The sequence below is a fragment of the Pseudomonas sp. R4-35-07 genome, assembly GCF_003852235.1.
In the GTDB taxonomy this organism is placed as follows: Bacteria; Pseudomonadota; Gammaproteobacteria; order Pseudomonadales; family Pseudomonadaceae; genus Aquipseudomonas.
In genome coordinates, this window is the sequence record NZ_CP027732.1 from 5,723,971 (window position 1) to 5,750,770 (window position 26,800).

At 60.2% G+C, this 26,800-nt stretch carries 23 protein-coding genes; 11 read left to right on the plus strand and 12 right to left on the minus strand.

Features of this window, described 5'->3' with window-relative positions; all coding sequences use genetic code 11:
* Window positions 1-4: 4 nt before the first annotated feature.
* The gene (locus C4J89_RS26330; RefSeq protein ID WP_256681764.1) at window positions 5-4,369 is read left to right on the plus strand and encodes an RHS repeat-associated core domain-containing protein; all 4,365 of its coding nucleotides are present in this window, start codon (window positions 5-7) and stop codon (window positions 4,367-4,369) included.
* Window positions 4,370-4,382: 13 nt separating this feature from the next.
* The gene (locus C4J89_RS26335) at window positions 4,383-5,045 is read left to right on the plus strand and encodes a hypothetical protein (RefSeq protein WP_124415931.1); all 663 of its coding nucleotides are present in this window, start codon (window positions 4,383-4,385) and stop codon (window positions 5,043-5,045) included.
* Window positions 5,046-5,140: 95 nt separating this feature from the next.
* On the opposite strand, the gene C4J89_RS26340 is transcribed toward C4J89_RS26335, so the two are convergent.
* The 3 genes from C4J89_RS26340 to C4J89_RS26350 all read right to left on the minus strand — a co-directional run bounded on the left by C4J89_RS26340 (window position 5,141) and on the right by C4J89_RS26350 (window position 6,959).
* Window positions 5,141-5,416: an HU family DNA-binding protein gene (locus C4J89_RS26340; RefSeq protein WP_003195589.1), complete on the minus strand. Its 276-nt coding sequence runs from the start codon at window positions 5,414-5,416 to the stop codon at window positions 5,141-5,143.
* A 190-nt stretch (window positions 5,417-5,606) separates the two neighbouring features.
* On the minus strand, window positions 5,607-6,755 hold the full coding sequence (locus C4J89_RS26345) for an NAD(P)/FAD-dependent oxidoreductase (protein ID WP_124415932.1): 1,149 nt from the start codon (window positions 6,753-6,755) through the stop codon (window positions 5,607-5,609).
* Window positions 6,756-6,791: 36 nt separating this feature from the next.
* Window positions 6,792-6,959, minus strand: a complete 168-nt coding sequence (locus tag C4J89_RS26350; protein WP_095093029.1) for a rubredoxin — start codon at window positions 6,957-6,959, stop codon at window positions 6,792-6,794.
* A gap of 195 nt (window positions 6,960-7,154) precedes the next feature.
* Here C4J89_RS26350 and C4J89_RS26355 point away from each other — a divergent pair, with 195 nt between their 5' ends.
* Both C4J89_RS26355 and ubiA read left to right on the plus strand, forming a co-directional pair.
* Window positions 7,155-7,718, plus strand: coding sequence for a chorismate lyase (locus C4J89_RS26355; RefSeq protein ID WP_124415933.1), 564 nt, complete (start codon window positions 7,155-7,157; stop codon window positions 7,716-7,718).
* Complete coding sequence (gene ubiA, locus C4J89_RS26360; protein ID WP_124415934.1) at window positions 7,718-8,608, plus strand: 4-hydroxybenzoate octaprenyltransferase; 891 nt, start codon at window positions 7,718-7,720, stop codon at window positions 8,606-8,608. Before C4J89_RS26355 ends, ubiA begins: the two co-directional genes overlap by 1 nt.
* A 118-nt stretch (window positions 8,609-8,726) precedes the next feature.
* On the opposite strand, the gene C4J89_RS26365 is transcribed toward ubiA, so the two are convergent.
* Complete coding sequence (locus tag C4J89_RS26365; RefSeq protein WP_124415935.1) at window positions 8,727-9,104, minus strand: hypothetical protein; 378 nt, start codon at window positions 9,102-9,104, stop codon at window positions 8,727-8,729.
* A 154-nt stretch (window positions 9,105-9,258) separates the two neighbouring features.
* Between C4J89_RS26365 and phoB the strand changes: the two genes are divergently transcribed.
* The 3 genes from phoB to C4J89_RS26380 all read left to right on the plus strand — a co-directional run bounded on the left by phoB (window position 9,259) and on the right by C4J89_RS26380 (window position 12,980).
* Window positions 9,259-9,948: a phosphate regulon transcriptional regulator PhoB gene (phoB, locus tag C4J89_RS26370; protein WP_003195617.1), complete on the plus strand. Its 690-nt coding sequence runs from the start codon at window positions 9,259-9,261 to the stop codon at window positions 9,946-9,948.
* A gap of 102 nt (window positions 9,949-10,050) precedes the next feature.
* Window positions 10,051-11,373: a phosphate regulon sensor histidine kinase PhoR gene (gene phoR, locus C4J89_RS26375; protein ID WP_124365014.1), complete on the plus strand. Its 1,323-nt coding sequence runs from the start codon at window positions 10,051-10,053 to the stop codon at window positions 11,371-11,373.
* Between the two features lie 266 nt (window positions 11,374-11,639).
* On the plus strand, window positions 11,640-12,980 hold the full coding sequence (locus tag C4J89_RS26380) for a hemolysin family protein (RefSeq protein ID WP_124365015.1): 1,341 nt from the start codon (window positions 11,640-11,642) through the stop codon (window positions 12,978-12,980).
* Between the two features lie 133 nt (window positions 12,981-13,113).
* Here the strand turns inward: C4J89_RS26380 and C4J89_RS26385 are convergent, their stop codons facing one another.
* From C4J89_RS26385 to C4J89_RS26410, 6 genes are all read right to left on the minus strand, one after another.
* Window positions 13,114-14,016, minus strand: a complete 903-nt coding sequence (locus C4J89_RS26385) for a response regulator (RefSeq protein ID WP_124365016.1) — start codon at window positions 14,014-14,016, stop codon at window positions 13,114-13,116.
* Between the two features lie 166 nt (window positions 14,017-14,182).
* A complete protein-coding gene (phoU, locus tag C4J89_RS26390) occupies window positions 14,183-14,944 on the minus strand; it encodes a phosphate signaling complex protein PhoU (RefSeq protein ID WP_065953276.1) in 762 nt (253 codons plus the stop codon).
* A 113-nt stretch (window positions 14,945-15,057) separates the two neighbouring features.
* Window positions 15,058-15,891 carry a phosphate ABC transporter ATP-binding protein PstB gene (gene pstB, locus C4J89_RS26395; RefSeq protein WP_048723523.1) on the minus strand — a complete coding sequence of 278 codons (834 nt, stop codon included), beginning with the start codon at window positions 15,889-15,891 and terminating at the stop codon, window positions 15,058-15,060.
* Between the two features lie 93 nt (window positions 15,892-15,984).
* Complete coding sequence (gene pstA / locus C4J89_RS26400) at window positions 15,985-17,655, minus strand: phosphate ABC transporter permease PstA (protein ID WP_124415936.1); 1,671 nt, start codon at window positions 17,653-17,655, stop codon at window positions 15,985-15,987.
* Window positions 17,656-17,670: 15 nt separating this feature from the next.
* Window positions 17,671-19,704, minus strand: coding sequence for an ABC transporter permease subunit (locus tag C4J89_RS26405; protein ID WP_164487627.1), 2,034 nt, complete (start codon window positions 19,702-19,704; stop codon window positions 17,671-17,673).
* A gap of 421 nt (window positions 19,705-20,125) precedes the next feature.
* Complete coding sequence (locus C4J89_RS26410) at window positions 20,126-21,112, minus strand: phosphate ABC transporter substrate-binding protein PstS (protein ID WP_124365019.1); 987 nt, start codon at window positions 21,110-21,112, stop codon at window positions 20,126-20,128.
* A 372-nt stretch (window positions 21,113-21,484) separates the two neighbouring features.
* On the opposite strand from C4J89_RS26410, the gene C4J89_RS26415 reads away from it, so the two are divergent.
* Together C4J89_RS26415 and C4J89_RS26420 are read left to right on the plus strand one after the other, a co-directional pair.
* Window positions 21,485-22,543, plus strand: coding sequence for a helix-turn-helix domain-containing protein (locus C4J89_RS26415; protein WP_124415938.1), 1,059 nt, complete (start codon window positions 21,485-21,487; stop codon window positions 22,541-22,543).
* Entirely contained in the window at window positions 22,540-23,031 is a 492-nt protein-coding gene (locus C4J89_RS26420) for a type II toxin-antitoxin system VapC family toxin (RefSeq protein WP_124415939.1), read from the plus strand. Before C4J89_RS26415 ends, C4J89_RS26420 begins: the two co-directional genes overlap by 4 nt.
* A gap of 50 nt (window positions 23,032-23,081) precedes the next feature.
* Here C4J89_RS26420 and C4J89_RS26425 read toward each other — a convergent pair whose 3' ends face one another.
* Window positions 23,082-24,371 (minus strand): MFS transporter, encoded by a 1,290-nt coding sequence (locus C4J89_RS26425; protein ID WP_124415940.1) that lies wholly within the window; start codon window positions 24,369-24,371, stop codon window positions 23,082-23,084.
* Window positions 24,372-24,776: 405 nt separating this feature from the next.
* On the opposite strand from C4J89_RS26425, the gene C4J89_RS26430 reads away from it, so the two are divergent.
* Together C4J89_RS26430 and C4J89_RS26435 are read left to right on the plus strand one after the other, a co-directional pair.
* A complete protein-coding gene (locus tag C4J89_RS26430; RefSeq protein ID WP_003176975.1) occupies window positions 24,777-25,181 on the plus strand; it encodes an acyl-CoA thioesterase in 405 nt (134 codons plus the stop codon).
* A gap of 58 nt (window positions 25,182-25,239) precedes the next feature.
* A complete protein-coding gene (locus C4J89_RS26435; RefSeq protein ID WP_124415941.1) occupies window positions 25,240-26,139 on the plus strand; it encodes a D-hexose-6-phosphate mutarotase in 900 nt (299 codons plus the stop codon).
* A gap of 118 nt (window positions 26,140-26,257) precedes the next feature.
* Here C4J89_RS26435 and C4J89_RS26440 read toward each other — a convergent pair whose 3' ends face one another.
* On the minus strand, window positions 26,258-26,794 hold the full coding sequence (locus tag C4J89_RS26440) for a DUF3299 domain-containing protein (protein WP_124365022.1): 537 nt from the start codon (window positions 26,792-26,794) through the stop codon (window positions 26,258-26,260).
* Between the last annotated feature and the right edge of the window lie 6 nt (window positions 26,795-26,800).

Here is a 26,800-nt window from a genome sequence, read left to right on the forward strand (position 1 = left end):
CTCCATGTCTGACGCACTCTGGGCGGCACGTCTCGGCGACGGCCTGCTGCACACCTCTGCGATGGCCGACATTCTGGGCGGTGTACTGGAAGTCGCAGCCAACATAGCGATTACTGCGGTCGCGACAGCCGCCGTGGTGGCGGCGACCGGTATTACCGTCGTCACCGGCGGGCTGGGCTGCTTTGTGCTGGGCGCAGTGGTGGGCATCATCGTCGGCATCGGCATGAGCAAGACGGGGGCGGACAAGGGACTGACAAAGGTCTGTGACTGGCTAGGCAATGCCCTGTTTCCGCCGGTCGTGATGGCGACTATTGCCACCGGCTCACATAACACCTTCACCAACGGCATACCCGCTGCGCGTGCCGCAGGCGCAATCGGCCCGGTCAGCCCGCAACCTGCCGAAGGCGGCACTCCCGAGGAAGCCAGCTACCTGGACATGGCCAAGGGCTTTTTCTCGCAGATGTGGCGCCCTACCGTGGCGGTGCCTGCGCCGGGTGCTGTTCCCAAACCGCTGGACATCGTGATTTGCACCAAGCATCCACCCATGCCACCTCAGTTCATTGCCGAAGGCTCCAGCAAGGTCACGATTAATGGCCAGCCGGCCGCCCGCAGCGGTGACCGAAGTACCTGCGACGCATCGATTGTCGAGTCGGGGATGATCTCCAGCAACGTGCGTATTGGCGGTAGCCCGGTGGTGGTCCGCGAGATCCGCAGTGGCAAGACGCCCGGTGTCGGGCTGGCGGTGACCGCACTGTTGATGCTGCGCGGTGGCGGCTCGAAGTTCTTCAGCAAGCTGCCGTGTATGGTGGTAGGCGGACTGGTTTCGTGGGGTACCAGCCAGGTGACCAATGCCATTACCTCGGCAGTGGTCGGTTCGCCCAATCCGGTGCATAGCTCAACCGGCGCTAAAATCCTCGATGGTGAAGACGACCTGGACTTCGCTCTTCCAGGCCTGCTGCCGATCGAATGGCAACGCTACTACAGCAGCCGGGATGAGCGCCGCAACGGTTTGTTCGGTGCCGGCTGGAGCGTGATCTACGAGGTGTTTGCCGCGATCCAGGCACACCCTGACGGCGGGGAGCGGCTGATCTATACCGACGAACAGGCACGACAAATCGACATGGGCGTCATCCCATTGGGAGGCGCCGTGTTCAGTGCCGGCGAAGGCTTGAGCGTGCGGCGCAACACCAATGGTCAACTGCTGATCGAAAGCGTCGACGGCCTCTATCGGCTGTTCGAGCCAACCCCGGGCGCGCCCTTTCACCTGCGCCTCAGTCAGTTGGGGGATCGTAATGACAACCGTATTTTTCTCGACTACGACAGCCAGGGTCGTCTGAGCCGACTGCGAGATACTTTCGACCAGGTGCGCATCGAACTGGGCTACAGCCAGCAATGGCCTGCCCGGGTGGAGCACATCGAGCGGCTATACCCCGATCACAGTCGAGAGCCTCTTGTCAGTTACCGCTACGACGCCCGCAGCGATCTGGCCGAAGTTCGCGATAACGCCACCAACGTGCAACGCCGTTTCGCCTACGACAGCGGCCAACGCATGATCGAGCACCAGCTGCCTACCGGGCTGCGCTGCTATTACCAATGGGACTGCGTGGACGGTAGCGAATGGCGCGTCGTGCGGCACTGGACTGACGAAGGTGACGAGTACCGGTTCGACTACGACCTGCCGAGCGGCGTCACACGCATAACTGACGGCTTGCAACGGGTCAGCACACGGCGCTGGAACCCGCAGTACCAGATAACCGAGTACACCGACAACCTGGGGAAAACCTGGCAATTTGAATGGAATGACGAGCGTCAGTTGCTCAGTGCGACTGACCCGCAAGGCGGCAAATGGCAGTTCGGCTACGACGATTCCGGCAACCTGTGCAGCACCCAGGATCCGTTGGGGCGCATCGAGTCAACGTTGTGGCTGGAGCATTGGTCGCTGCCGCTGGTGGAGACCGATGCGGCAGGCCACGCATGGCAATATCAGTACGACCAGCGGGGCAATTGCGTCAGTGAAATCGACCCGTTGGGGCATGTCACACGGTATCGCTACGATACGTTTGGACAGGTGGTGGAGATCATCGACGCCACGGGTAAAAGCAAAACCCTGCGCTGGAATGAAACCGGACAGTTAATCCAGCATATCGATTGTTCTGGGTACCCCACAGCATTCGAGTACGACCGCCAAGGTCATTTGCAGGTCGTCATTGACGCCTTGGGTGAGCGGCAGCGTTATCAACACGACAACCAAGGCAGGCTGTTGCAGAGCGAAATGCCAGACGGCCGCATCGAGCAGTACCTGCGCGATACCAGCGGCTTGTTGATCGGCTATATCGATGCCGCAGGTCAAACCACCCGCTACCAATACGGTCGTCGCGGGCACGTGCGCCAACGAATAGATGCCCACGGCCGGCAGATTGAGTTCCGCTACGACGCCTATGGGCACCTCCAGACCCTGACCAATGAAAACGGTGAGAGTTACCGCTTTACCTGGGACCCATGCGACCGCCTTGTAGAGCAACAAGACCTCGATGGCAGCGCTCGACGTTATGCCTATGACCTTCTTGATAACGTAGCCGCTGTCGAGTACGTGCCTACCGGACAGGCACCTGAGCCTTCAATCGTGCATCGTCTCGAACGGGACGCGGTTGGCCGCCTGCTGCTCAAACACACCCGTGATGGCTGCACCGAATACGCCTACGACCCGTTGGACCAACTCACCGGTATCACCTTTACCGGCAACGACGAAACCACCCAGACACTGGCTTTCGCCTACGACCCATGCGGCCAACTACTCACCGAACAAAGCGCCGCCGGGAGCCTGAACTACCACTACGATGAACTGGGCAACCTGATCCAGACGCAATTGCCCGACGGCCGTTGGCTCAATCGCCTGTACTACGGCAGCGGCCACTTGCATCAGATCAATCTCGACGGCCGCGTCATCAGCGACTTCGAGCGCGATCGCCTGCACCGTGAAGTCCTGCGTACCCAAGGCCAGATCACCACGCGCAGCGAATACGACCGCAGCGGCCGCCTGCGCTCGCGGATACGCCGCCCCAGTGGCCAGCCAACGCAACTGCCAGCCGCCCAGCAAAAACACTTCGACTACGACCCGGCCGATAACCTGATCGGCCGCCTGGAGCGCGACCGGGAAAAACACCGCGATCAACGCCAATTGCTGCACTACGACGCGACTGGACGCATTATCGCCAGCCAGGACAACGCCCAGGGCCAGCGAGAAACGTTTGCCTACGATGCTGCCGCGAACCTGCTGGACGGGCCGGCGACCAGTGCGGGACTGGTGGTGCACAACAAGCTGTTGACCTACCAGGACAAACGCTACCGATATGACGGTTTCGGTCGAATGATCGAAAAGCGCAGCGCTGTGCAGGGTGTGCAATATTTCGCCTACGACGCCGAGCATCGCTTGATCCAGGTGCGTAGCCAGAAAGACGGGCGCGAAACGGTCGTGAACATGACCTACGACCCACTCGGGCGGCGCATCGCTAAAACCGAACAGGACAGCAACGGCTACCCGTTGGGCGAAACCCGCTTTGATTGGGAAGGCCTGCGCCTGCTGCAGGAACATCGGCACAGCCAGACCAGCCTCTATATCTATGAAGACGACGGCTATGCACCGCTTGCTCGCGTGGACGGGACCGGCGAGCATCAGAGCGTGCGGTACTACCACAACGACCTGAATGGGTTGCCTGAACAACTGACCGAAGCTGACGGGAAAACCGTGTGGCAGGCGCGGTATCAGGTATGGGGGAACACGGTCGAAGAAGTGCGTGAAGCGTATTTTATCGAAGAGCAGAATGTGCGGTTTCAGGGGCAGTACCTGGATCGGGAGATCGGGCTGCACTACAACACGTTTCGGTTTTATGATCCGGATGTGGGACGGTTTACGACGCCGGATCCGATTGGGTTAGCGGGGGGTTATAACCTCTATCAGTACGCACCCAATACAGCCGGGTGGATCGACCCGCTTGGACTGCTAAAAGAAGGTGAGGTCGCAGGTTACGGTGCCAAGGCGCACAAGAACGATGGGCTTGAAGCACACGAGATTGTCCGTAATAAATTCTTGGAAGAAAAAGGTATTGCCAAAGGCCGTCGCTACAAGGGCAACCCGTCCATTGCGTTGTCACCTAAGCATCACGACATGGTACATGCCGAGGAAAATCGTTTGCGACGCGCGCGCGGCATGGGCCCTAACCAAATGCTCAAGCGCGGCAAGCTGGAAATTCGCCTCATGTCTCAAGCCATACACAACTCGCTGGTCAAAACCGGCATCATTACGCAACAACAGGCCAGAACGGCGAGGCGCTCCGCCACCTCATTCGCCAAACGAAAAGGTTGTTTCTAAAGGATCACGCGCTATGGGCATCAACCAAATCATTCTTTCAGAGCAGGATCATAGCCTTGGACAGGTAGGTGGAGGCGCGTGGCTGAAAGATCTCGCTCTCTGGCCTAAAGACCCGCAAACCGGGCAATTGATGCTGCCCGTGATGATGATGACTTCAACGTTCCTGAGCGTGCCATTCATTCCACCTGGAATGGCGCTGACGGTGTTTGTCAGCGTTGAGCGAAATGACGAAACCTACACACGCTCATCGGTACGCAAGTTGGTTGTTCATCAACAAAGCGAGATGCAGACACTTCAAACTGGCCATAGCCGTGTCCTGCTTCACACGCTCGCTTCCGCTGAGCTCACACCCGCTACATTGGCTGACCCGATTCCGCGAAGGTACATCGCACAGCAACCGTTGACTCCCGAACAAATGGAAGAAGAACTGGAAGACGTGGAATGTGGGGTGGGTATCAGCAAGGTTCTAGGGCGCCCGGCATGGCTGCAAGACCCTCTGTATGAAAACCCTCGCTACTATTTCCTGGCTCAGTTGACCGACGCCGATATCGCAAAATTAAGCGCTCGTCACGAAGGTATATTCGGTGGCGGCATAGGTTATGTATTTGCCGATAATCGAGCGAAAAAAATGAAAGAAGGCGAAATAGGGGGCTACTTCCTCGTTCAATTTAGCTGATCACACAAACACAAAGACCAAAAAAAGGGCACCCGATCCCGTCGGCGTGCCCTTTTTTTCATACCATCCCGCCTCCCTTGGGGCGGTCCCGCTTATTACGGATTGACGCTGTCTTTAAGCGATTTACCCGGCTTGAAAGCGACGGTGTTGCTGGCCTTGATCTTCACAGGCTCACCGGTTTGCGGGTTTTTGCCGGTGCGGGCGCCGCGGTGGCGTTGCAGGAAAGTGCCGAAGCCGACCAGGGTAACGCTGTCCTTGCGGTGCAGGGCGCCGGTGATTTCTTCGAGAACGGCGTTGAGTACGCGGTTGGCCTGTTCTTTGGTGAGATCGGCTTTTTCAGCGATGGCGGCTGCGAGATCTGGTTTACGCATATATGAAGCCTCTTTGACGGTTTTTTGTTGTTATGTCCGTGCTGCTCTCTGGTGGAGCAGCGCCAAGGCGCCGCAGGCTCTACTCTGCGGCAGACGGGAGTGAGGATGGCATGCCCTCGCACGCTCCGCCAGCCTCGCCGCGACCTTTCTACAGGTAAGAAGAGGCTGATTCCGACAGAACGACCGACATTTACGCCAGCAGCGGCGGAAGTTCCTTATTCAATGCCAGTTTTTCCATGACGGCGGTACCGGTCAGCGCATAGCCCAGCAGGCGACCGCTGGCGTCGCGGCACAGGGCCTTGATGTCGGCGCCCTCGCCTTCGACACTCCATACGCCTTCGCTGCCGCGTGGAGGCGGTGAGACCACCAGCGGGCAGACCGGGGTTTTTACGGTGATCGGCATCGGCCCGTAGCTGACGGCCGTGGCGTTGCCTGCCAGGGTCTGGGCCAAGGCGCGGGCGCAACTCATCAAGGGCATGACGTACAGCAGGTTCAAGCCATCGACTTCGGCGCAGTCGCCCAAGGCGTAAATATTAGCGTGAGAGGTCTTGAGGTGACGATCCACCATGATGCCCCGGTTGACTTGCAGGCCGGCCGCCGCCGCCAGATCTATGCGTGGGCGCAGGCCGATGGCGGACACCACCAGGTCGCACTGGATCACTTCACCGTCAGACAGATGGGCTTCGAGGCCGTCAGCATTGCGTAGCAGGCGGTTGAGCACCGGCCCCAGGTGGAAACGCGCGCCAAGCCCTTCCAGCCCGGCTTGCACCGCAGCCGCCGCCGCCGGATGCAGCAGGGTCGGCATGACTTGTTCGCACGGCGCGACCAGATCGACTTCATAGCCGCCAAGGATCAGGTCGTTGGCAAATTCACAGCCGATCAGGCCGGCGCCGAGCAGCAGCACGCGGCGTTTGCCGGCAGCGGCGGCGCGAAAGCGGGCGTAGTCTTCGAGATCGTTGATCGGGAAAACCAGCTCGGCGCCGTCACCCTCCACGGGTACGCGGACAGTCTCTGCGCCCCACGCCAGGATCAGGTCACGATAGGCCACCGATTCCTCGCCGATCCACAGACGCTTGTGGCCTGGGTCAATGCCGCTGATACGCGTGTGGGTGCGCACTTGCGCCTTGAGCTGCTCGGCCATGGCACCAGGTTCAGCCATGCTCAGGCCATCGGCTTCCTTGTTCTTGCCGAACCCGGTGGAAAGCATGGGCTTGGAGTAGGAGCGCCCGTCATCTGCGGTGATCAGCAGCAATGGGGTGTCGCCGTCGAGCTTGCGAAACTCCCGAGCTACGTTGTAACCGGCCAATCCTGTGCCAATGATCACGACAGGTGCGTTCATTCCTTTCTCCTTGTAGTACGTTTCGTAAACTTCGAATTAGCCGATTTCGATCATTTCGAAATCCATTTTGCCCACGCCGCAGTCCGGGCACAGCCAATCTTCCGGGACGTCCTGCCACGGGGTGCCAGGAGCGATTCCGTCATCCGGCCAGCCATCCGCTTCGTTGTAAATCAGGCCACAGACGATACATTGCCACTTCTTCATTACTTGCTTCCTCAGGGTCCAGGCATCTTGGCCGACGGTCGATAAACCTGCGCTGCCGCTCGGCTCAGGGCGTTTTGTACTGATCGCGGCCGGCAGATGCAAGCACGATCGGCGCAAACGGCCGGTTCAGCGCGGCAAAAGTTCAGGTCGTCATGGTAAGCTCGCCGCCTCTTTTGCTGCCAATATTGACTCGCCGTGCCGCACTCAATCACCCCTTCCGATGCTTGCCGATGGCTGCCCCAGAGCCTGCTGAGCCCAATGCCTGCGCCCCTGACCCTCGATTGGCTGTTCGATGAAGGCTCGCTGACGCGGCGGCTGACGGGGCTGTCCGCGAACGGCTTCAGCGTGACGCCGCTGCTCGAGGGCTGGCAAGCGTTGCGCGACGATGAATGCGCGGCGCTGGACCTGCCCCCGGCGACTATCGGCTGGGTACGCGAGGTGTATTTGCGCGGGCATGGCCAACCTTGGGTATTTGCCCGCAGTGTCGCGTCGCGCGACGCGTTGCAGGGCGACGGCTTGCATATGGATGAGTTGGGCAGCCGGTCGCTGGGCGAGTTGTTGTTCTGCGACCGCGCCTTTACCCGCCAGCCGATCGAGGTGTGCCATTACCCAGGTCAATGGCTACCCACGGCGGATCAGGCCGACGGGCTGTGGGCACGTCGCTCGCGCTTTGATCGTGGCTCGCTGAGCGTGCTGGTGGCGGAAGTTTTCCTGCCGAGTTTCTGGCAGGTGCTGCAGGACCATCCGGAGAACCGCTGATGTATCAACGCGCACTCAAATCCTTGAATCGCCTGAGCCCCAGGGCCTGGGATTTCATTCAGCTGACGCGCATGGACAAGCCTATCGGCATCTACCTGCTGCTGTGGCCGACGCTATGGGCGCTGTGGATCGCCGGCAAGGGCTCGCCGTCGCTGCTCAACATCATGATTTTCGTGCTGGGCGTGGTGCTGACCCGTGCCGGTGGCTGTGTGATCAATGACTGGGCCGATCGCAAGGTCGACGGCCATGTGAAACGCACCGAGCAACGTCCGCTGGTCAGCGGCAGGATCAGTTCGAAAGAGGCGTTGGTGTTTTTTGCGCTGTTGATGGGCGTCAGCTTCCTGCTGGTGCTGCTGACCAACGCCAGCACCATCCTGCTGTCCCTCGGCGGGCTGGCACTGGCGGCGAGCTATCCGTTCATGAAGCGCTACACCTATTACCCGCAGGTGGTGTTGGGCGCGGCGTTTTCATGGGGCATGCCGATGGCGTTCACGGCCGAGACCGGCCACCTGCCGGCCGAGGCGTGGCTGCTGTACATCGCCAACCTGTTGTGGACGGTGGGTTACGACACCTATTACGCGATGACCGACCGCGACGACGACGTGAAGATCGGGGTGAAATCCACCGCGATTCTGTTTGGTGATGCTGACCGTGTGATCATTCTCACCCTGCAGGGCCTGGCGCTGGTGTGCCTGTTGCTCGCGGGGGCTCGGTTCGAGCTGGGCGGCTGGTTTCACCTCGGGCTGCTGGCGGCGGCGGGCTGTTTTGCCTGGGAATTCTGGTACACCCGGGACAGGGATCGCATGAAGTGCTTCAAGGCCTTCTTGCACAACCATTGGGCGGGGTTGGCGATTTTCGTGGGGATTGTGGCTGACTACGGGTTGCGATGAGAGGATTGCGGTGACTGTTCTGACGCTATCGGGGGCAAGCCCCTCCCACATTTGAAAGCGTTCACAAATCAATTGTGGGAGGGGGCTTGCCCCCGATGATCTTAGAGGCGCAACAGCCTCAAGGCTTGATGATGTGCCAAACCCCACCCTTGCCATCACCGGTCTTGTCTCCGGCCTTCTTGTCATCCTTGTAGGTGTAGACCGGCTTGCCTTTGTAGGCCCATTGGCTGGTCTGGTCGTCGCGGGTGATGACTGTCCAGTCGCCAGCCTTGGTATCGGTAGACTCCGCCTTCAGTGGCGGCCAGTTGGTCGCGCACTGGTCCTTGCACACTGATTTGCCATCGGCATCCTTGTCGAAGGTGTAGAGGGTCAAGCCTTTGTGATCGACCAACATCCCATTTTTCGTCATCGCAGGTTCTGCGGCGAATGCCACGCCCGGCAGCGTCAATGCGGCCGCTACCAGCAGGGCTTTCCAGGAAATCGTGCTGTAAGTCATCGGAACCTTCCTTTTGTGGTTGTCAGGATTCGGACCCAAAGGGTAGTCCAGAGTGCCGTGAATTGCCCAAGCGTCTAAATTACTGTCACACGACTGCAATAATTCCGTTATCTAATGCGGCGCAAGACAGTTAAATGACAAGAGGATTTTGAGCATGGTTGGCAGGAGCATTCTGATTGTTGACGACGAAGCGCCCATTCGCGAGATGATCGCCGTTGCGTTGGAAATGGCCGGCTATGACTGCCTGGAGGCGGAGAACTCCCAGCAGGCCCATGCCATTATCGTCGACCGCAAGCCGGACCTGATCCTGCTCGACTGGATGCTCCCCGGCACCTCCGGCATCGAACTGGCCCGGCGCCTCAAGCGTGACGAGCTGACCGGGGATATCCCGATCATCATGCTCACCGCCAAGGGCGAAGAGGACAACAAGATCCAGGGCCTGGAAGTCGGTGCCGATGACTACATCACCAAGCCTTTTTCCCCTCGAGAGCTGGTCGCGCGCCTCAAAGCCGTATTGCGCCGGGCCGGTCCGACCGATGGCGAAGCGCCGATCGAAGTCGACGGCCTGATCCTGGACCCGATCAGCCACCGAGTGACCATCGACGGCAAGCCGGCCGAAATGGGCCCGACCGAATACCGCCTGCTGCAGTTTTTCATGACCCATCAGGAACGCGCCTACACCCGCGGCCAACTGCTGGACCAGGTGTGGGGCGGCAATGTGTACGTGGAGGAGCGCACGGTCGACGTGCATATCCGCCGCCTGCGCAAAGCCTTGGGCGATGCCTATGAGAATCTGGTACAAACCGTGCGCGGCACGGGCTACCGGTTTTCAACCAAAGGTTGAAACCTGGCTGCAAGTGATCAGCTACAAGCGGCAAGACAAAACCGCCTCGCTCTGACTTGAAGCTTGCAGCTTGAAACTTAAAGCTGCTCCCAAGGACGCTCCATGAACCAAAACTGGCATGGCACCCTGATTCGCCACATGCTCCTGCTGATCACCGGCTGCCTGCTGGTCGGGCTGATCAGTGGTTATTACGGCTGGAGCCTGGCCATCGGCATCGCCCTGTACCTGGGCTGGACCCTCAAACAATTGCTGCGCCTGCATGAATGGCTGCGCCAGCACAAACCCGACGAAGCACCGCCCGATGGCTACGGCCTGTGGGGCGAGGTGTTCGACAGCATCTACCACCTGCAACGCCGCGACCAACGGGTGCGCGGGCGCCTGCAAGCGGTGATCGACCGGGTACAGGAGTCCACTGCCGCGCTCAAGGACGCGGTGATCATGCTCGACAGCGACGGCAACCTGGAATGGTGGAACCGCGCCGCCGAGACCCTGCTGGGCCTCAAGACGCCCCAGGACAGCGGCCAGCCGGTGACCAACCTGGTGCGCCATCCGCGCTTCAAGGAATACTTCGAGCAGGACAACTACGAAGAAGCCCTGGAAATCCCCTCGCCCACCAACGACCGCGTGCGTATCCAGCTGTACCTGACGCGCTACGGCAACAACGAGCACTTGATGCTGGTGCGCGACGTGACCCGCATCCATCAGTTGGAACAGATGCGCAAAGACTTCGTCGCCAACGTTTCCCACGAACTGCGCACACCGTTGACGGTGATCTGCGGCTATTTGGAGACGCTGCTCGACAATGTCGAGGCGATCAACCCGCGCTGGAGTCGCGCCCTGCAGCAAATGCAGCAGCAAGGCTCACGCATGCAAACCCTGCTCAACGACCTGTTGCTGCTGGCCAAGCTTGAAGCCACTGATTATCCGTCGGACAACCACCCCGTGGCCGTGCAGAGCCTGCTGTACACCATCAAGAATGACGCCAAGGCCCTGTCCGGCGAGCGCGGCCAGCACATTACCCTGGAAGCCGACCCGCTGGTGTTGCTCAAGGGCAGCGAAGGCGAGCTGCGCAGTGCGTTCTCCAATCTGGTGTTCAACGCGGTGAAATACACCCAGGACAACGGCAACATCCGCATCCGCTGGTGGGCTGACGCACACGGCGCGCACCTGAGCGTGCAGGATTCCGGCATCGGCATCGACGCCAAGCACCTGCCGCGCTTGACCGAACGCTTCTACCGCGTCGATTCCAGCCGCAACTCCAACACCGGCGGCACCGGGCTGGGCCTGGCGATCGTCAAGCACGTGCTGCTGCGCCATCGCGCCCGCCTGGAAATCAGCAGCGTGCTGGGACACGGCAGCACGTTTACCTGCCACTTTCCCCCCGCGCAGGTGACCCGCTCGCAGGTGATCGGCACCGACGAATAACCCGCAGACGCTACAAGACTAATGTGGGAGGGGGCTTGCCCCCGATAGCGGTGTATCAGTTTCAGATGTGCTGACTGACACCCTGCTATCGGGGGCAAGCCCCCTCCCACATTTGGACTTGCAGTGTCTTGAAGGGCGCATTCCAGGCCCCGCCCGGCAGTGAGTACTAGGCAAGCGCCCCGTCAGCCGCTACATTGGCCGACTTGCGCCTGCTTTTCAGGCCTGCTCCCCCCTTATTGAACATACGGAACCTGCAAAACCCCATCATGGACCCTTCCCCTGGTATCACCCTCGCTACACTTTTCGCCGATTTCGGCATGATTCTATTTGCACTGGTCTTGGTACTGCTCAACGGTTTCTTCGTTGCGGCGGAATTTGCCATGGTCAAACTGCGCTCGACGCGAGTCGAGGCCATCGCCCACACCAACGGCTGGCGCGGGCAGATCCTGCGCACCGTGCACAGCCAGCTCGACGCTTACCTGTCGGCCTGCCAGCTGGGCATCACCCTCGCCTCCCTGGGCCTGGGGTGGGTCGGTGAGCCGGCCTTCGCCCATATCCTCGAGCCGTTGCTGGGCGCCGCAGGCGTTGAGTCGCCGGAAGTGATCAAGGGCGTGTCGTTCTTTGCCGCCTTCTTCGTGATTTCCTACCTGCACATCGTGGTCGGTGAGCTGGCCCCCAAATCCTGGGCCATCCGCAAGCCCGAATTGCTGTCGCTGTGGACCGCCGTGCCGCTCTACCTGTTCTACTGGGCGATGTACCCGGCGATCTACCTGCTCAACGCCAGCGCCAATGCTATCTTGCGCATCGCAGGTCAAGGCGAGCCCGGCCCGCATCACGAACACCATTACAGCCGCGAAGAACTCAAGCTGATCCTGCACTCCAGCCGTGGCCAGGACCCCAGCGACCAAGGCATGCGCGTACTCGCCTCCGCCGTGGAAATGGGCGAACTGGAAGTGGTGGACTGGGCCAACTCCCGGGAAGACCTGGTTACCCTGGACTTCAACGCGCCCCTCAAGGAAATCCTCGCGCTGTTCCGCCGCCATAAATTCAGCCGTTACCCGGTGTATGACGCGGTGCGCAATGAGTTTGTGGGCCTGTTGCACATCAAGGACCTGCTGCTGGAACTGGCGGCCCTGGACCATATCCCCGAGTCGTTCAACCTGGCCGAACTGACCCGCCCGCTGGAGCGCGTATCGCGCCACATGCCGTTGTCGCAGTTGCTGGAGCAGTTCCGCAAAGGCGGCGCGCACTTCGCCCTGGTGGAAGAAGCCGATGGCAAGATCATTGGCTACCTGACCATGGAAGACGTGCTGGAAGTGCTGGTGGGCGATATTCAGGACGAACACCGCAAGGCCGAGCGCGGCATCCTCGCCTACCAGCCGGGCAAGCTGCTGGTGCGTGGCGACACCCCACTGTTCAAGGTAGAGCGCCTGCTCGGCGTCGACCTGGACCACATCGAAGCCGAAACCCTGGCGGGCCTGATCTACGACACCTTGAAGCGGGTGCCGGAAGAAGAGGAAGTGCTGGAGGTTGAAGGCTTGCGGATCATCATCAAGAAGATGAAAGGGCCGAAGATCGTGCTGGCCAAGGTGCTAATGCTGGACTGACTGCAGGAACGCAAACCAAATGTGGGAGGGGGCTTGCTCCCGATAGCAGTGTGTCAGCCACCCGATACAGTGACTGATACTCCGCAATCGGGAGCAAGCCCCCTCCCACATTGGTAAGTAGCCATCCTTCGGATCAAGCACCCGGCACGAAATGCTTCTGCGCCGTGCCCCGCGCGATCAGGCGGGAGATGTAGTCCAGCTTCTGCGCATCCTGGTCGATAAACCGGAAGGTCAGTTGCAGCCAGTCGCTGTCGGGCTTGGGCTCGTAGGCAACGATCGCGTGCAGGTAGCCATTGAGGCGCGCCACTTCAGCGTTTTCGCCTTGCTCAAGGTCGAGCACGGCGCTTTCCAGCACCTGGGGCAGGACCTCACCGCGACGCACCACCAACAACGCCTCCTTGATGCTCAGCGCCTTGATCACGCATTGCTGGGTGCCGCTGGACAGGCGCAACTGGCCTTGACCACGTCCGCCGGCAGGCGAAGGGGCCGGGGCGGCGGTGACAGGCGCGCTGTTGAGCAGGCCTCTGCTCGGGGCGGCGGCAACTGGTGCCGGCTTGACGGCATCAGGCTTGCCACCGGTCAGCGCGCTCAGGGAGTCGTTGCCGAAGGCCGAGTTCATCTTGGTCGGCGCGCTGGCGATCAACGCGTCGAGGCGGCCGATCTTGTGCAGCGCCTGCTTGACCTTGTTCAGCAATTGTTCGTTGGTGAACGGCTTGCTGACGTAACCGGAAACACCGGCCTGGATCGCCTGCACTACGTTTTCCTTGTCGCCACGGCTGGTCACCATCACGAACGGCATGGCCTTCAGATGGGCTTGCTCGCGGCACCAGGTCAACAGCTCAAGCCCGGACATCTCTGGCATTTCCCAGTCGCACAGCACCAGGTCGAAAGACTCGCGCATCAGAATGGATTGCGCCTTCTTGCCGTTCACCGCATCTTCGATCTGGATCCCGGGGAAGTAATTGCGCAGGCACTTCTTCACCAGGTCGCGAATAAACGAGGCGTCATCCACCACCAACACACTGACTTTGCTCATCGACCCTTCATCCTATAAAACCTTGCTGGCAGTACGCCTGACTGATGGCAGTTTGCCAAAACTCTGCAGTCACGTTAGGACTTATTTGGCCCTATCCGCAATAAATTCCGCTCGCCGCAAACGAAAACGCCCGGCCAATGGCCGGGCGTTAATTTCTCGGGCAACCTTACTTATCGTCAGATTCGCCCGGAACATTAGGGATAAGATCAGCATTGCCTTCAACTTCGGCTTTCATGCGCTTGAGGCCCATGTGCCGAACGTCGGTGCCGCGCACCAGGTAAATCACCAATTCCGAGATATTGCGCGCATGGTCGCCGATGCGCTCCAGGGAGCGCAGCACCCAGATGATGCTCAAGACACGCGAGATAGAGCGCGGGTCTTCCATCATGTAGGTCGCCAGTTCACGCAGGGCGGTCTTGTATTCGCGATCGATGACCTTGTCGTACTGAGCCACCGACAGCGCCAGGTCCGCATCGAAGCGCGCAAACGCATCGAGGGCATCGCGCACCATGTTGCGCACCTGGTCGCCGATATGGCGCACTTCCACGTAACCGCGCGGCGCTTCGCCTTCTTCGCACAGTTGGATGGCGCGGCGGGCGATCTTGGTGGCTTCGTCGCCGATACGCTCGAGGTCGATCACCGACTTGGAGATGCTGATGATCAAGCGCAGGTCCGAGGCCGCCGGTTGGCGCCGCGCCAGGATGCGCAGGCATTCTTCGTCGATGTTGCGTTCCATCTGGTTGATCTGGTCATCGATCTCACGCACTTGCTGGGCCAGGCCCGAGTCGGCCTCGATCAGCGCGGTGACCGCATCGTTGACTTGCTTCTCCACCAGGCCGCCCATCGCCAGGAGGTGGCTGCGCACTTCCTCAAGCTCGGCGTTGAACTGCGCGGAGATGTGGTGGGTAAGGCCTTCTTTGCTAATCATGGGTTTGCTCCGCAAACGCTGTAAGCGACAAGCTACAAGCTGCAAGTTGATAGGTGTCGTGGCACTGAACTGCTTTTACTTGCCGCTTGAAGCTTGCGGCTAGCACCCCAGCCCTAGCCATAGCGACCGGTGATGTAGTCTTCGGTCTGCTTCTTCGCCGGATTGGTGAACAGGGTATCGGTATCGCCAAACTCCACCAGCTTGCCCATGTACATGAACGCGGTGTAGTCGGACACCCGCGCCGCCTGCTGCATGTTGTGGGTCACGATGACGATGGTGAACTTGGATTTGAGCTCGTAGATCAGCTCTTCGACTTTGAGCGTCGAGATCGGGTCGAGCGCCGAGCACGGTTCGTCGAGCAACAGCACTTCAGGCTCCACGGCGATGGTGCGCGCGATCACCAGGCGCTGCTGCTGGCCGCCGGACAGGCCCAGGGCCGACTCGTGCAGACGGTCCTTGACCTCATCCCACAGCGCGGCCCCCTTGAGCGCCCATTCCACGGCTTCATCGAGGATGCGCTTCTTGTTGATGCCCTGGATGCGCAGGCCATAGACCACGTTTTCATAGATGGTCTTGGGAAACGGGTTGGGCTTCTGGAACACCATGCCCACGCGGCGGCGCAACTCGGCCACATCTTCGCCCTTGCGGTAGATGTTGGTGCCGTAGAGGTTGATCGCGCCTTCCACACGGCAACCGTCCACCAGGTCGTTCATGCGGTTGAAGGTGCGCAGCAGCGTGGACTTGCCGCAGCCCGACGGGCCGATGAAGGCGGTCACGCGCTGCTTGGGGATGTTCATGCTGACGTCGAACAGCGCCTGCTTTTCACCATAGTAGAGGCTCAGGCCGGGCACTTCGATGGCCACGGTTTCCTGGGCCAGGCTCAGGCTCTGCTTGTCGCGACCCAGGGCAGACATGTTGATGCCGTGGGAATGGGTTTCATGTTGCATGGTCTCACTCCGTTCGTAGCTGCAAGCTTTTAGCTGCAAGCTGCAAGATTTGAGCAAAAGCGGCTTGTAGCTTGCCGCTTGTGGCTAATAGCTTTAGCTGTCCAACGCCTTGTACTTCTCGCGCAGGTGGTTACGTATCCACACCGCCGACAGGTTGAGCGTGGCGATCACCAGCACCAGCAGCAACGCGGTGGCGTACACCAGCGGCCGCGCTGCCTCGACGTTGGGGCTCTGGAAGCCGACGTCATAGATATGGAAGCCCAGGTGCATGATCTTCTGGTCAAGGTGCAGGTATGGGTAGTTACCGTCCAACGGCAGCGACGGGGCCAGCTTCACCACGCCGACCAGCATCAGCGGCGCCACTTCACCGGCGGCACGGGCCACGGCGAGGATCATGCCGGTCATCATCGCCGGGCTGGCCATTGGCAGCACGATCTTCCACAGCGTTTCCGCCTTGGTCGCGCCGAGTGCCAGGGACCCTTCACGCACGGTGCGAGGTATGCGCGCCAGGCCTTCTTCAGTCGCCACGATCACCACCGGCACCGCCAGCAGCGCCAGGGTCAGCGAGGCCCAAAGCAGGCCCGGCGTACCGAAGGTCGGCGCCGGCAAGGCTTCGGCGAAGAACAGCCGGTCCACCGAGTCACCCAGTACATACACGAAGAAGCCCAGGCCGAACACGCCGTAGACGATGGCCGGCACGCCCGCCAGGTTGTTGACCGCGATGCGGATGATCCGCGTCAGGGCGTTCTGCTTGGCGTATTCACGCAGGTACACCGCTGCCAGCACGCCGAACGGCGTCACGATCATCGCCATGATCAAGGTCATCATCACAGTGCCGAAGATCGCCGGGAAGATTCCGCCTTCAGTGTTGGCTTCCCGTGGGTCGTCGCTCAAGAACTCCCAGACCTTGCTGAAGTAGAAGCCGATCTTGGTCATCGTGCCCATGGCGTTCGGCTGGTAGGCATGCACCACTTTGCCGATGCCGATTTCGATTTCCTTGCCGTTGCCGTCACGGGCCGTCAGCGCGTCGCGGTTGAACTGCGCGTGCAGGTCGGCCAGGCGCGCTTCGATGTCCTGATAGCGGGCATTCAATTCGGCGCGGTCGGCGTCCATGTCGGCTTGGGCGGCGGCGTCGAGCTTGCCTTCCAGTTCCAACTTGCGGCCGTGCAGGCGGACGCGCTCCAGCCCGGCGTTGATCGCGCCGATATCGGTTTTTTCCAGGCTCTTGAGCTGGGCGGCGAGCTTGTTGACCCGATCTACGCGAGCTTGCAGCTCCGGCCACGCGGCCTCGCCTTCGGCGACGACCTTGCCGTCCTGCTTGACGTTGACCAGGGTGCCGTAGAAGTTACCCCACTCACGTCGCTCGATGGTCATCAACTGCACCGGTTTGGTCTGGTCCTTCAACCATTCGCCGACGATCCAGGTGAAATCATTGCCGTTCAAGTCGCGGTTGCCGACCTTGATCAGCTCGCGAGTCATGAACTCCGGGCCCTCGTCGGGCACCGGCAGGCCAGCGCTTTTCAGGCGCTCGCGGGGCACTTCTTCCTTCTGCACCATTTCGCCGATGACGATATGATTTTCCTGGCCCGGCACGTTGTAGGTGGCCTGGATCAGGTCAGCCGGCCAGAAGTGGCCCAAACCGCGCACCGCAATCACCGCCAGCAAACCCAGGGTCATGATGACCGCGATGGACACCGCGCCACCGCTGATCCAGACGCCCGGGGCGCCGCTCTTGAACCATCCATTCAGGGAGTTCTGTTTCACAGACTTCTACCTTTCTTAAAGCGACGAGTATTTCTTGCGCAGACGCTGACGAATCAGCTCGGCGAGGGTGTTCATGATGAAAGTGAACAGCAGCAGCACCAGCGCCGAGAGGAACAGCACGCGGTAGTGACTGCCGCCCACTTCCGACTCGGGCATTTCCACCGCGACGTTGGCCGCCAGCGTGCGCAGGCCTTCGAACAGGTTCATCTCCATCACCGGCGTGTTACCGGTGGCCATCAGCACGATCATGGTCTCGCCGACCGCGCGGCCCATGCCGATCATCAGCGCAGAGAAGATGCCCGGGCTGGCGGTGAGGATGACCACGCGGGTCATGGTCTGCCATGGCGTGGCGCCCAGGGCCAGGGAGCCCAGGGTCAGGCCGCGCGGCACACTGAACACGGCGTCTTCAGCGATGGAGTAGATGTTCGGGATTACCGCAAAGCCCATGGCCAGGCCGACCACCAGGGCGTTGCGCTGGTCGTAGGTAATGCCCAGGTCATGGGAGATCCACATGCGCATGTCACCGCCGAAGAACCAGGTTTCCAAGTACGGGCTCATGTACAGCGAGAGCCAGCCCACTAACAGGATCACCGGGATCAGGATCGCGCTTTCCCAGCCATCGGGAACGCGCAGGCGGATCGATTCAGGCAAGCGGCTGAACACAAAGCCGGCCACCAGGATGCCGATCGGCAACAGCATCAGCAGGCTGAAAATCCCCGGCAGGTGCCCTTCCACATAGGGCGCCAGGAACAGGCCGGCGAAGAAGCCGAGGATCACCGTCGGCATCGCTTCCATCAACTCGATCACCGGCTTGACCTTGCGGCGCAGGGTCGGGGCCATGAAGTAAGCCGTGTAGATCGCGGCGGCAACGGCCAGCGGCGCGGCGAGCAACATCGCGTAGAACGCGGCCTTCAGCGTACCGAAGGTCAGCGGCGCCAGGCTCATCTTGGGTTCGAAGTCGGTGTTGGCGGCGGTCGATTGCCAGACGTATTTAGGCTCGTCGTAGTTCTCGTACCAGACCTTGCTCCACAGCGCGCTCCAGGACACTTCCGGGTGCGGATTGTCGAGCAGCAGCGGTTGCAGCTTGCCACCGGCCTCGACGATCACGCGGTTGGCCCGTGGTGACAGGCCGAACACGCCCTGGCCGTCGACCACCGGGTCGACCAACAAGGTGCGGTGCGCGGTGCTGTGGAACACGCCGAACTGGCCGGAAGCGTCGAGGGCGGTGAAGCCTTTGCGACGTTCCTCAGCCGTGATTTCCATGATGGGCGCAGTGCCCATCTGGAAGGTACGGATTTGCTTGAGGCGCTGCTCGCCATCCGGGTCGCGGGCCATGAACCACTGGGCCAGGCCACCTTTGGAGTTACCGACGATCAACGAGATGCCGCCCACCAGCTGGGTACTGGCGGTGACTTCGGCATTGCCGTCTTCAAGCAGTTTGTAGCGACCGTTGAGGCTCTTGTCGCGCAGGCTGAACACATCGGCCAGGACGCGACCGTTGATCACATACAACCATTGCTGGCGCGGGTCGATGAAGATCGCCTTCACCGGCTCGGTCATTTGCGGCAGTTCGACCCGCTTCTGCTCGCTGGTGACTTCGCCGGTCATCATGTTTTCTTCACGGCTCAGGGTCAGCACGTTCAAGTGCGAACCGGCCGAGCCGGCCACCACCAGGGAGGTATCGGTGGCATTGAGCGCGACGTGCTCCAACGGGCGGCCGGCTTCATCCAACACGATCGGCGTTTCACCGTAGGGATATTCGATCGCAGGGCTGATGGTTTTCTTGCCGTCCGGGTAGGACACCTTGTAGGTGTGGCGGAACACCATGGACTGGCCGTTGGACAGACCCAGGATCACCAACGGGCTGCCCGGCTGGTCTTCACCGATGGACACCACCTGGGTACCGGCCGGCAGTGGCAGGTCGACGCGCTTTAATTCAGCGCCAGTGTCGACTTCAAAGAACAGCGCCTGGCCCTTGTCGGAAACCCGCATGGCGACCTGGTTCTGTTCTTCAAGCGAGATCAGCAAGGGCTTGCCGGCGTCCTGCATCCAGGCGGGCGTCAGCGCGTCTTCCTTGGTCAGCGAGGCGCCCTGGAACAGCGGCGCAACGACATAGGCGAGGAAGAAGAAAATCAGGGTAATGGCAGCCAGCACAGCGAGACCGCCGACCAGTACATACCAACGGGTGAAACGATCCTTGAGCGCGCGAATGCGGCGCTTGCGTTGCAGCTCAGGCGTATTGAAATCAATGCGCTTGGGGGAGAAGTCGTCGTCATGGTGGAATTGGCCAGATCATTCATGCGCACACCCTAGCGATCCTGTATGACAGAAAGATGACAATGCAGTGACGCAAGAAATCCGCCGCGTAGCAAAGCTGGCAGCGGACACAAAAATTAGGGCTGCAGGGGCCGTGTGGTGAGCCGGTTTGCTCGCTCCCACAGGGCCCGCTGCTACACCAGGTAAAGCAGGCTTAGTTGCCTTCTTTCAGACCCAGGTCAGCCAGGGCCTTGGCGGCCACTTTGGCTGGCAGTGGGATGTAGCCATCCTTGACCACCACTTCCTGGCCCTGCTTGGACAGCACCAGTTTCACGAACTCAGCTTCCAGCGGGGCCAGCGGCTTGTTCGGGGCTTTGTTGACGTACACGTAGAGGAAACGCGACAGCGGATACTTGCCGTTGAGGGCGTTTTCTTCAGTGTCTTCGATGAAGTCAGTGCTGCCTTTCTTGGCCAACGCCACGGTCTTCACACTGGCGGTCTTGTAGCCAATGCCCGAGTAACCGACGCCGTTCAGCGAGGAGCTGATCGACTGCACGACCGAAGCCGAGCCCGGTTGTTCGTTCACGTTAGGCTTGTAGTCGCCTTTGCACAGGGCTTCTTCCTTGAAGTAGCCGTAAGTGCCGGACACCGAGTTACGCCCGAACAGTTGCACCGGCTTGTTGGCCAGGTCGCCGGTCACGCCCAGGTCACCCCAGGTTTTCACGTCGGCTTTGGCGCCGCACAGACGCGTCGAGGAGAAGATCGCGTCGACCTGTTCCATGGTCAGGTGCTGGATCGGGTTGTCCTTGTGCACGAAGACTGCCAGGGCGTCCACGGCAACCGGGATAGCGGTTGGCTTGTAGCCGTACTTCTGCTCGAAGGCCGCCAGCTCCGTATCCTTCATCTTGCGGCTCATCGGGCCCAGGTTGGAGGTGCCTTCAGTCAGCGCAGGTGGCGCAGTGGCGGAGCCGGCAGCTTGAATCTGAATGTTGACGTTCGGGTATTCCTTTTTGTAACCCTCGGCCCACAGGGTCATCAGGTTGGCCAGGGTATCGGAACCGACGCTGGACAAGTTGCCCGACACACCAGTGGTCTTTACGTAAGCCGGGATGGCCGGGTCAACACCAGCAGCCACCGCGTTGGCAGTTGCAACGCCAGCAGCGACGAACGTCATTGCCGCCATCAAACGCTTCAGTTTCATGCCTTACTCCTAGCAGATAGGGATAGTTGGATCGGGGCCAAGTATCGGTAGGCCGTGTGAACACTCTATGTCTGGAATGTGACAATTAGATGAAAGGCCAGTATTGGAAGAGGACGGGCATTTGAGAGGCAAACGCTCGGAAATACTGGGTTGCATGAGCAGATGAGCGTCATGGGCCTATGGTTTAGAAACACTCTGTAATTGTTAACCAGAGAGTTCCCACAACTATTTAGGGTTGTCGCTCGGAACCGGCCTTACTAACCTCCCTCGCGCCAACGCAAACTCACCCGCCGGGATTCGGACATCCAACGTAGACCTTGGGTTGACAAAAAAATGCAAAAGCATAGCCTTGTCAACCTAAGGAGATCTCACATGATTAATGATCGAATTCGCCGCGCAAGGTTGTTGCGTGGTATGTCGCTGGAAGCGCTCGCGCTCAGTCTTGGCGATATAACCAAGCAAGGTCTGAGCAAATATGAAAAAGGGTCGAGTACCCCCAACTCCCAGCGCCTTTTGCAATTGGCAAAGGCGCTGGAGGTGAGCCCGGAGTATTTTTTCCGTACCCAGGCATTGCCACTCGCTCCGCTGGAATTTCGTAAGCTGGCGAAGATGCCGCGATACCGGCAGATCCAGGTCGAGGAGCAGATTCGAGAGCATCTGGAACGTTATATCGCCCTTGAAGAGTGCTTCGACCCGGTGGACATCCAAACTGCCAAAACGCCTGCGCAGATGTTGTCGGTATCGTCTATTGGCGAAGCTGAACGAGCGGCAGATGAGCTCCGCCGATATTGGGACATCGGTGAAGATCCTATCGCCCATCTGACCGAGCAGTTGGAAGAGCACGGCATCAAGGTGGTGATGCTGAACGGCCCTGATGATTTTGATGGTGCCTGCGCCGCTACTCATGACGGCCAACACGTGTTGATTGCATTGAATGCGCAACGACCCGGTGAGCGCATTCGCTTCACTGCAGCCCATGAATTGGGACATTGGGTGATGCGCCTGCCAGATGATATGTCCGAGCGCGATAAGGAAAACTGCTGCCACCGCTTTGCAGGGGCTTTTCTTTATCCCGCTAAAAGTGTCACCGGAGACTTTGGCAGCCATCAGCGATCACGTGTTCACCCCCGTGAGCTTTTGATCGTCAAACGGCAATACGGGCTATCCATGCATGCGGCGCTCCGTCGTTTGAAAGACCTCAACCTGTTGGGTGAAGGTGGCTATAAGTCCCTGACTATTCAATTCAGCAGCAATGGCTGGCGAAAGGCGGAGCCTGAACCGCTACCTTGCAAACCCCCTCAGCGTTTCGAATCACTGGTATTTTGGGGGTTGGCAGAGGGTCTTATTACCAAGTCACGAGCGGCTGAGTTACTGCGTCGTCCAGTGAAGGCTCTGGATCCCAATTTTCTGGGCTCACTGGAGAGTGCATGAGCCTGATCTATATCAGCGACACCAACATCTGGATTGACTTCAGAAACGCGGGATTGCTGGATCATATGTTCAGACTGCCATTCACTCTTTGTTGCACTGATTTCGTCATGCACGAACTGGAGGACTTTCCCCGTGACGAGCTGCTCGCGCGGGGCCTGCTTGTCGAATCATTCGATGAGGACGGCGTAAGAAAGCTCGTAGAACTCAAAGTCGAACACAACAACAGCTCATTGGCGGACGTTTCCTGTTACCTGCTGGCACAAGTAACCGGCAGGCCGTTACTGACGGGTGATGGGAAGCTCCGCCGCCAGGCAATTCGAGACGGCCTGCAAGTGCACGGTGCACTTTGGTTGCTCGATCTTATGGTCGAATACCAAGTAATCAACAGCCGCGACGCAGCAATGGCTCTGGATAACATGCTCACGGGAGGAGCTCGTTTACCAGCATCAGAATGCCAGACAAGGCTCTCCACATGGCGCCCCCTGTAAAAAATCCAACTGGAAGGTACCTCCGTGTACATAAAAGGCTTCCTACTCGCTCAACGCCCACGCTTCCACAGATACCCACCCACCACCATCCCCATCACACACAGCACCGCCACATAGTACGCCGGCCCCATCGGGCTCTCCTTCATCAGCAGCGACACCGCCAGCGGCGTCAGCCCGCCGAACACGGCGTAGGCCACGTTGTAGGAAAACGACAAGCCGCTGAAGCGCACCACCGGCGGGAAAGCTTTCACCATCACGTAAGGCACCACGCCGATAGTGCCTACAAACAGGCCGGTCAAGGCGTACAGCGGGAACAGCCAGTCCGGATGGGCCATCAGGCTGTGATAAAGCGTCCAGGACGTGGCCAGCAGTAAGGCGCAACCGGTGATCAGCACCCGGCCGGCGCCGAAGCGGTCGGCCAGCGCGCCGGCGGCGATGCAACCCAGGCTCAGGGTGACAATAGCCAGGCTGTTGGCCTGCAACGCCACCGTGGGGCTGAAGTGGTAGACGGTCTGCAGCACGGTCGGGGTCATCAGGATGACCACCACGACGCCCGCCGACAGCAGCCAGGTCAGCAGCATCGACAACACGATAGCGCCACGATGGTCGCGCAGTACCGCGCGCAACGGCAGCTCGGCGGCCAGGGTCTTGCGTTGCTGCATTTCGGCGAAGATCGGCGTTTCATGCAACCAGCGTCGCAGGTACACCGACAGCAAGCCGAACACGCCGCCGAGCAGGAACGGAATACGCCAGGCAAACTCTGAAACCTGCTCCGGGCTGTAGATCGAGTTGATCGCCGTGGCCACCAGCGAACCCAGCAAGATACCGGCGGTGAGGCCGCTGGTCAGGGTGCCGCAGGCGTAGCCGATATGGCGTGGCGGCACGTGTTCGGAGACGAATACCCAGGCGCCGGGAACCTCACCGCCAATGGCCGCGCCCTGGATGATGCGCATCAGCAGGAGCAGGAGCGGCGCCCACAAGCCGATCTGCGCGTAGGTCGGCAGCAGGCCCATGATCAAGGTCGGCACGGCCATCATGAAGATGCTCAGGGTGAACATTTTCTTGCGGCCCAGCAGGTCGCCGAAGTGCGCCATGATGATGCCGCCCAGGGGGCGGGCCAGGTAGCCGGCGGCGAAGATGCCGAATGTCTGCATCATGCGCAGCCATTCGGGCATGTCGACGGGGAAGAACAGTTTTCCGACCACCGTGGCGAAAAACACGAAAATGATGAAGTCGTAGAACTCCAGCGCCCCGCCCAAGGCAGACAGCGACAGGGTTTTGTAGTCGTTGCGGGTCAGCGGGCGCGAAGGTTGCGCGCTGCTTGCGGGCACGGAGGACATGGCAAGGCTTCTCTTATAGTAGTCATCGTAAAGGACTGCGCGCCTGTGACTTGCGGCGGGTTTGGCAAGATAGCAAATCGCTTGAAAAAGCACAGCGCCATGAGAACAGTTGCGCGCAAAAGCCCCGATACAGCGTCTATTTACCGACCAAATGAGCCTCAGGTGGTCGTCGTCGCGCCGGCGTCTCGATATACTCGCCCGTGCAAGCGCAGGAACCCCAGCCTTGAGGGGCTGCTGTGCCAAAACGTTGTTGGGCGCCATCCAGCCGATTTGGCAGAGTTTCCCTTTAGTTCGCCTTACGAGAAACGCATCGAGCGGTGTATGTTGGTGCTGAAACGTTTTTCCAGAAGACGGCTATCCACTTGAAATACCCATGAAGCGTCACGGGTCAGAGGCACCCTCGGCATGATCGAACTCGAACAAGAAGATCCTATCCCGCAAGGCGATCTCGCCCTGCAAATCACCGCGCTTCCGCGTGAAACCAATGGTTTTGGCGATATTTTCGGTGGCTGGCTGGTCGCGCAGATGGACCTGGCCGGCACTGCCATGGCCAGCAAGGTCGCGGGCGGGCGCGTGGCGACCGTGGCGATTGATCGCATGGCCTTCCTGGTACCGGTCGCGGTGGGCGCGCAGTTGTCCTTTTATACCCAGGCCCTGGAAATCGGCCGCAGCTCGATCCAGATGATGGTCGAAGTGTGGAGCGACGACCCGCTGTCCAGCGAATGGCGCAAGGTCACCGAGGCGGTATTCGTGTTCGTCGCCATCGATGGCAGTGGCCGCACGCGCTCGGTTCCATCGCGCGCGCGTTAAACCTCACCGGGTTTTGACGGTCAATTGCCCCATTGCCTGCCACTGAGAGTGCTTTGTTATGCCGACGCCCCACGTTGAAACCGTGAAAATCGACGAGCTGGACTGCTGGCGCATCCGCCACAACGGCGCTGAATTGATGGTGGCCCAACAGGGCGCGCATCTCTTCAGCTACCAGCGCGACGGCGAGCAGCCGCTGATCTGGCCGAATCCTGAAGCGGTGTTCAAAAAAGGCAAAGGCATCCGCACCGGCGTACCGGTTTGCTGGCCGTGGTTTGGCCTATTCGACCGCAACCCGCAGAGTGTTAAGGCAATGCGCCACAGCGATCAGCCGGCCGGTGCCCACGGTTTTGTGCGTACGGCGCTGTGGGAGTTAGCCGCGACCGAGCTGCAAGGCCAAGCGCTGCGGGTAGACCTTGTGCTGCCGGTACCCGCCGGCGGCTTTCCTGGCTGGCCCCATCCGGTCGATTTGAAGCTGAGCCTGGTGCTGGACGACCAGTTGCATATCCACCTGACCAGCCATAACCGTGGCACTGACACGGTGACGCTCAGCCAGGCGCTGCACACCTACTTCGCCGTCAGCGATGTGCGCAACGTGCAGGTCGAAGGCCTGGACGGGTCGACATACATCGACACCGCCGATGGCTGGGCCGAGAAACAGCAATCCGGCCTGCTGCACTTCACCGCAGAGACCGATCGCATCTATCTGGATACGCCGGCTGAACTGAGTATTGTCGATAAAGACTGGGGACGCCGCGTGCAACTCACCAGCCAGGGCTCGAAATCGACGGTGATCTGGAACCCCTGGACCGAACGCGCCAAGGCCTTCGATGACATGGCCGACGATGGCTGGCAGGGGATGCTGTGCATCGAGACGGCGAATGTGCTGGAAGATGTGGTGGCCTTGAAGCCAGGCGAAAGCCACACCCTCGGCGTGAGCATCACCGCTATCGCCCTGTAGATGAAGATCAAAATGTGGGAGGGGGCTTGCTCCCGATAGCGGTGGTTCAGTCAATTCATAGGTGACTGATACACCGCTATCGGGGGCAAGCCCCCTCCCACATTGGTTCTGTGCAAACCTAGAGATCCGACTCCTTCACCACCCTCACCTTCCCCGCATCCAGCGCATACGCCGCATCCGCCAGATCGTTGTTCACCTTCTCTACCTTCAACGTGCCCGTGACCCACAGCGGCGTATAGATATCCTCCAGCTTCAAACCCTTCGGATACCGCACCAGCACCAGTTGGTTAGGCGGCGGTGGCGGCACGTGGATGCAGGCGCCTGGGTAGGGCACCAGGAAAAACAGCGTGCTGCGACCCTTGGCGTCGGTTTCCAACGGCACCGGGTAGCCGCCGATACGGATGTTCTTGCCGTTCATGGCCGCCACGGTCTTGGTGGAATACATCACCGCCGGCAAGCCTTTGCTCTGCTTCAAGCCGCCTTTATCGGTAAAGGTGCCTTGGGCTTCGGGGGAGTTGTGATCGATCTCGGGCATGGCCTCGAGGGCTTTCTGATCCGACAGTGGCATCAGGTCCAGCCAGTCGGTTTCCGGCAGTTCGCCAGCGTGTACCAGGCCTGGGCCCAGCAAGAGGAGAGTCAACAAAAGATGGCGCATGCAGAG

Excerpts from the sequence above, each read along its gene's own strand:
- C4J89_RS26330 (WP_256681764.1), top strand. The coding sequence starts at position 5 with ATGTCTGACGCACTCTGGGCGGCACGTCTCGGCGACGGCCTGCTGCAC.
- C4J89_RS26335 (WP_124415931.1), top strand. The coding sequence starts at position 4,383 with ATGGGCATCAACCAAATCATTCTTTCAGAGCAGGATCATAGCCTTGGA.
- C4J89_RS26340 (WP_003195589.1), bottom strand. The coding sequence starts at position 5,416 with ATGCGTAAACCAGATCTCGCAGCCGCCATCGCTGAAAAAGCCGATCTC.
- C4J89_RS26345 (WP_124415932.1), bottom strand. The coding sequence starts at position 6,755 with ATGAACGCACCTGTCGTGATCATTGGCACAGGATTGGCCGGTTACAAC.
- C4J89_RS26350 (WP_095093029.1), bottom strand. The coding sequence starts at position 6,959 with ATGAAGAAGTGGCAATGTATCGTCTGTGGCCTGATTTACAACGAAGCG.
- ubiA (WP_124415934.1), top strand. The coding sequence starts at position 7,718 with ATGTATCAACGCGCACTCAAATCCTTGAATCGCCTGAGCCCCAGGGCC.
- C4J89_RS26365 (WP_124415935.1), bottom strand. The coding sequence starts at position 9,104 with ATGACTTACAGCACGATTTCCTGGAAAGCCCTGCTGGTAGCGGCCGCA.
- phoB (WP_003195617.1), top strand. The coding sequence starts at position 9,259 with ATGGTTGGCAGGAGCATTCTGATTGTTGACGACGAAGCGCCCATTCGC.
- phoR (WP_124365014.1), top strand. The coding sequence starts at position 10,051 with ATGAACCAAAACTGGCATGGCACCCTGATTCGCCACATGCTCCTGCTG.
- C4J89_RS26380 (WP_124365015.1), top strand. The coding sequence starts at position 11,640 with ATGGACCCTTCCCCTGGTATCACCCTCGCTACACTTTTCGCCGATTTC.
- C4J89_RS26385 (WP_124365016.1), bottom strand. The coding sequence starts at position 14,016 with ATGAGCAAAGTCAGTGTGTTGGTGGTGGATGACGCCTCGTTTATTCGC.
- phoU (WP_065953276.1), bottom strand. The coding sequence starts at position 14,944 with ATGATTAGCAAAGAAGGCCTTACCCACCACATCTCCGCGCAGTTCAAC.
- pstB (WP_048723523.1), bottom strand. The coding sequence starts at position 15,891 with ATGCAACATGAAACCCATTCCCACGGCATCAACATGTCTGCCCTGGGT.
- C4J89_RS26405 (WP_164487627.1), bottom strand. The coding sequence starts at position 19,704 with ATGCAGGACGCCGGCAAGCCCTTGCTGATCTCGCTTGAAGAACAGAAC.
- C4J89_RS26410 (WP_124365019.1), bottom strand. The coding sequence starts at position 21,112 with ATGAAACTGAAGCGTTTGATGGCGGCAATGACGTTCGTCGCTGCTGGC.
- C4J89_RS26415 (WP_124415938.1), top strand. The coding sequence starts at position 21,485 with ATGATTAATGATCGAATTCGCCGCGCAAGGTTGTTGCGTGGTATGTCG.
- C4J89_RS26420 (WP_124415939.1), top strand. The coding sequence starts at position 22,540 with ATGAGCCTGATCTATATCAGCGACACCAACATCTGGATTGACTTCAGA.
- C4J89_RS26425 (WP_124415940.1), bottom strand. The coding sequence starts at position 24,371 with ATGTCCTCCGTGCCCGCAAGCAGCGCGCAACCTTCGCGCCCGCTGACC.
- C4J89_RS26430 (WP_003176975.1), top strand. The coding sequence starts at position 24,777 with ATGATCGAACTCGAACAAGAAGATCCTATCCCGCAAGGCGATCTCGCC.
- C4J89_RS26435 (WP_124415941.1), top strand. The coding sequence starts at position 25,240 with ATGCCGACGCCCCACGTTGAAACCGTGAAAATCGACGAGCTGGACTGC.
- C4J89_RS26440 (WP_124365022.1), bottom strand. The coding sequence starts at position 26,794 with ATGCGCCATCTTTTGTTGACTCTCCTCTTGCTGGGCCCAGGCCTGGTA.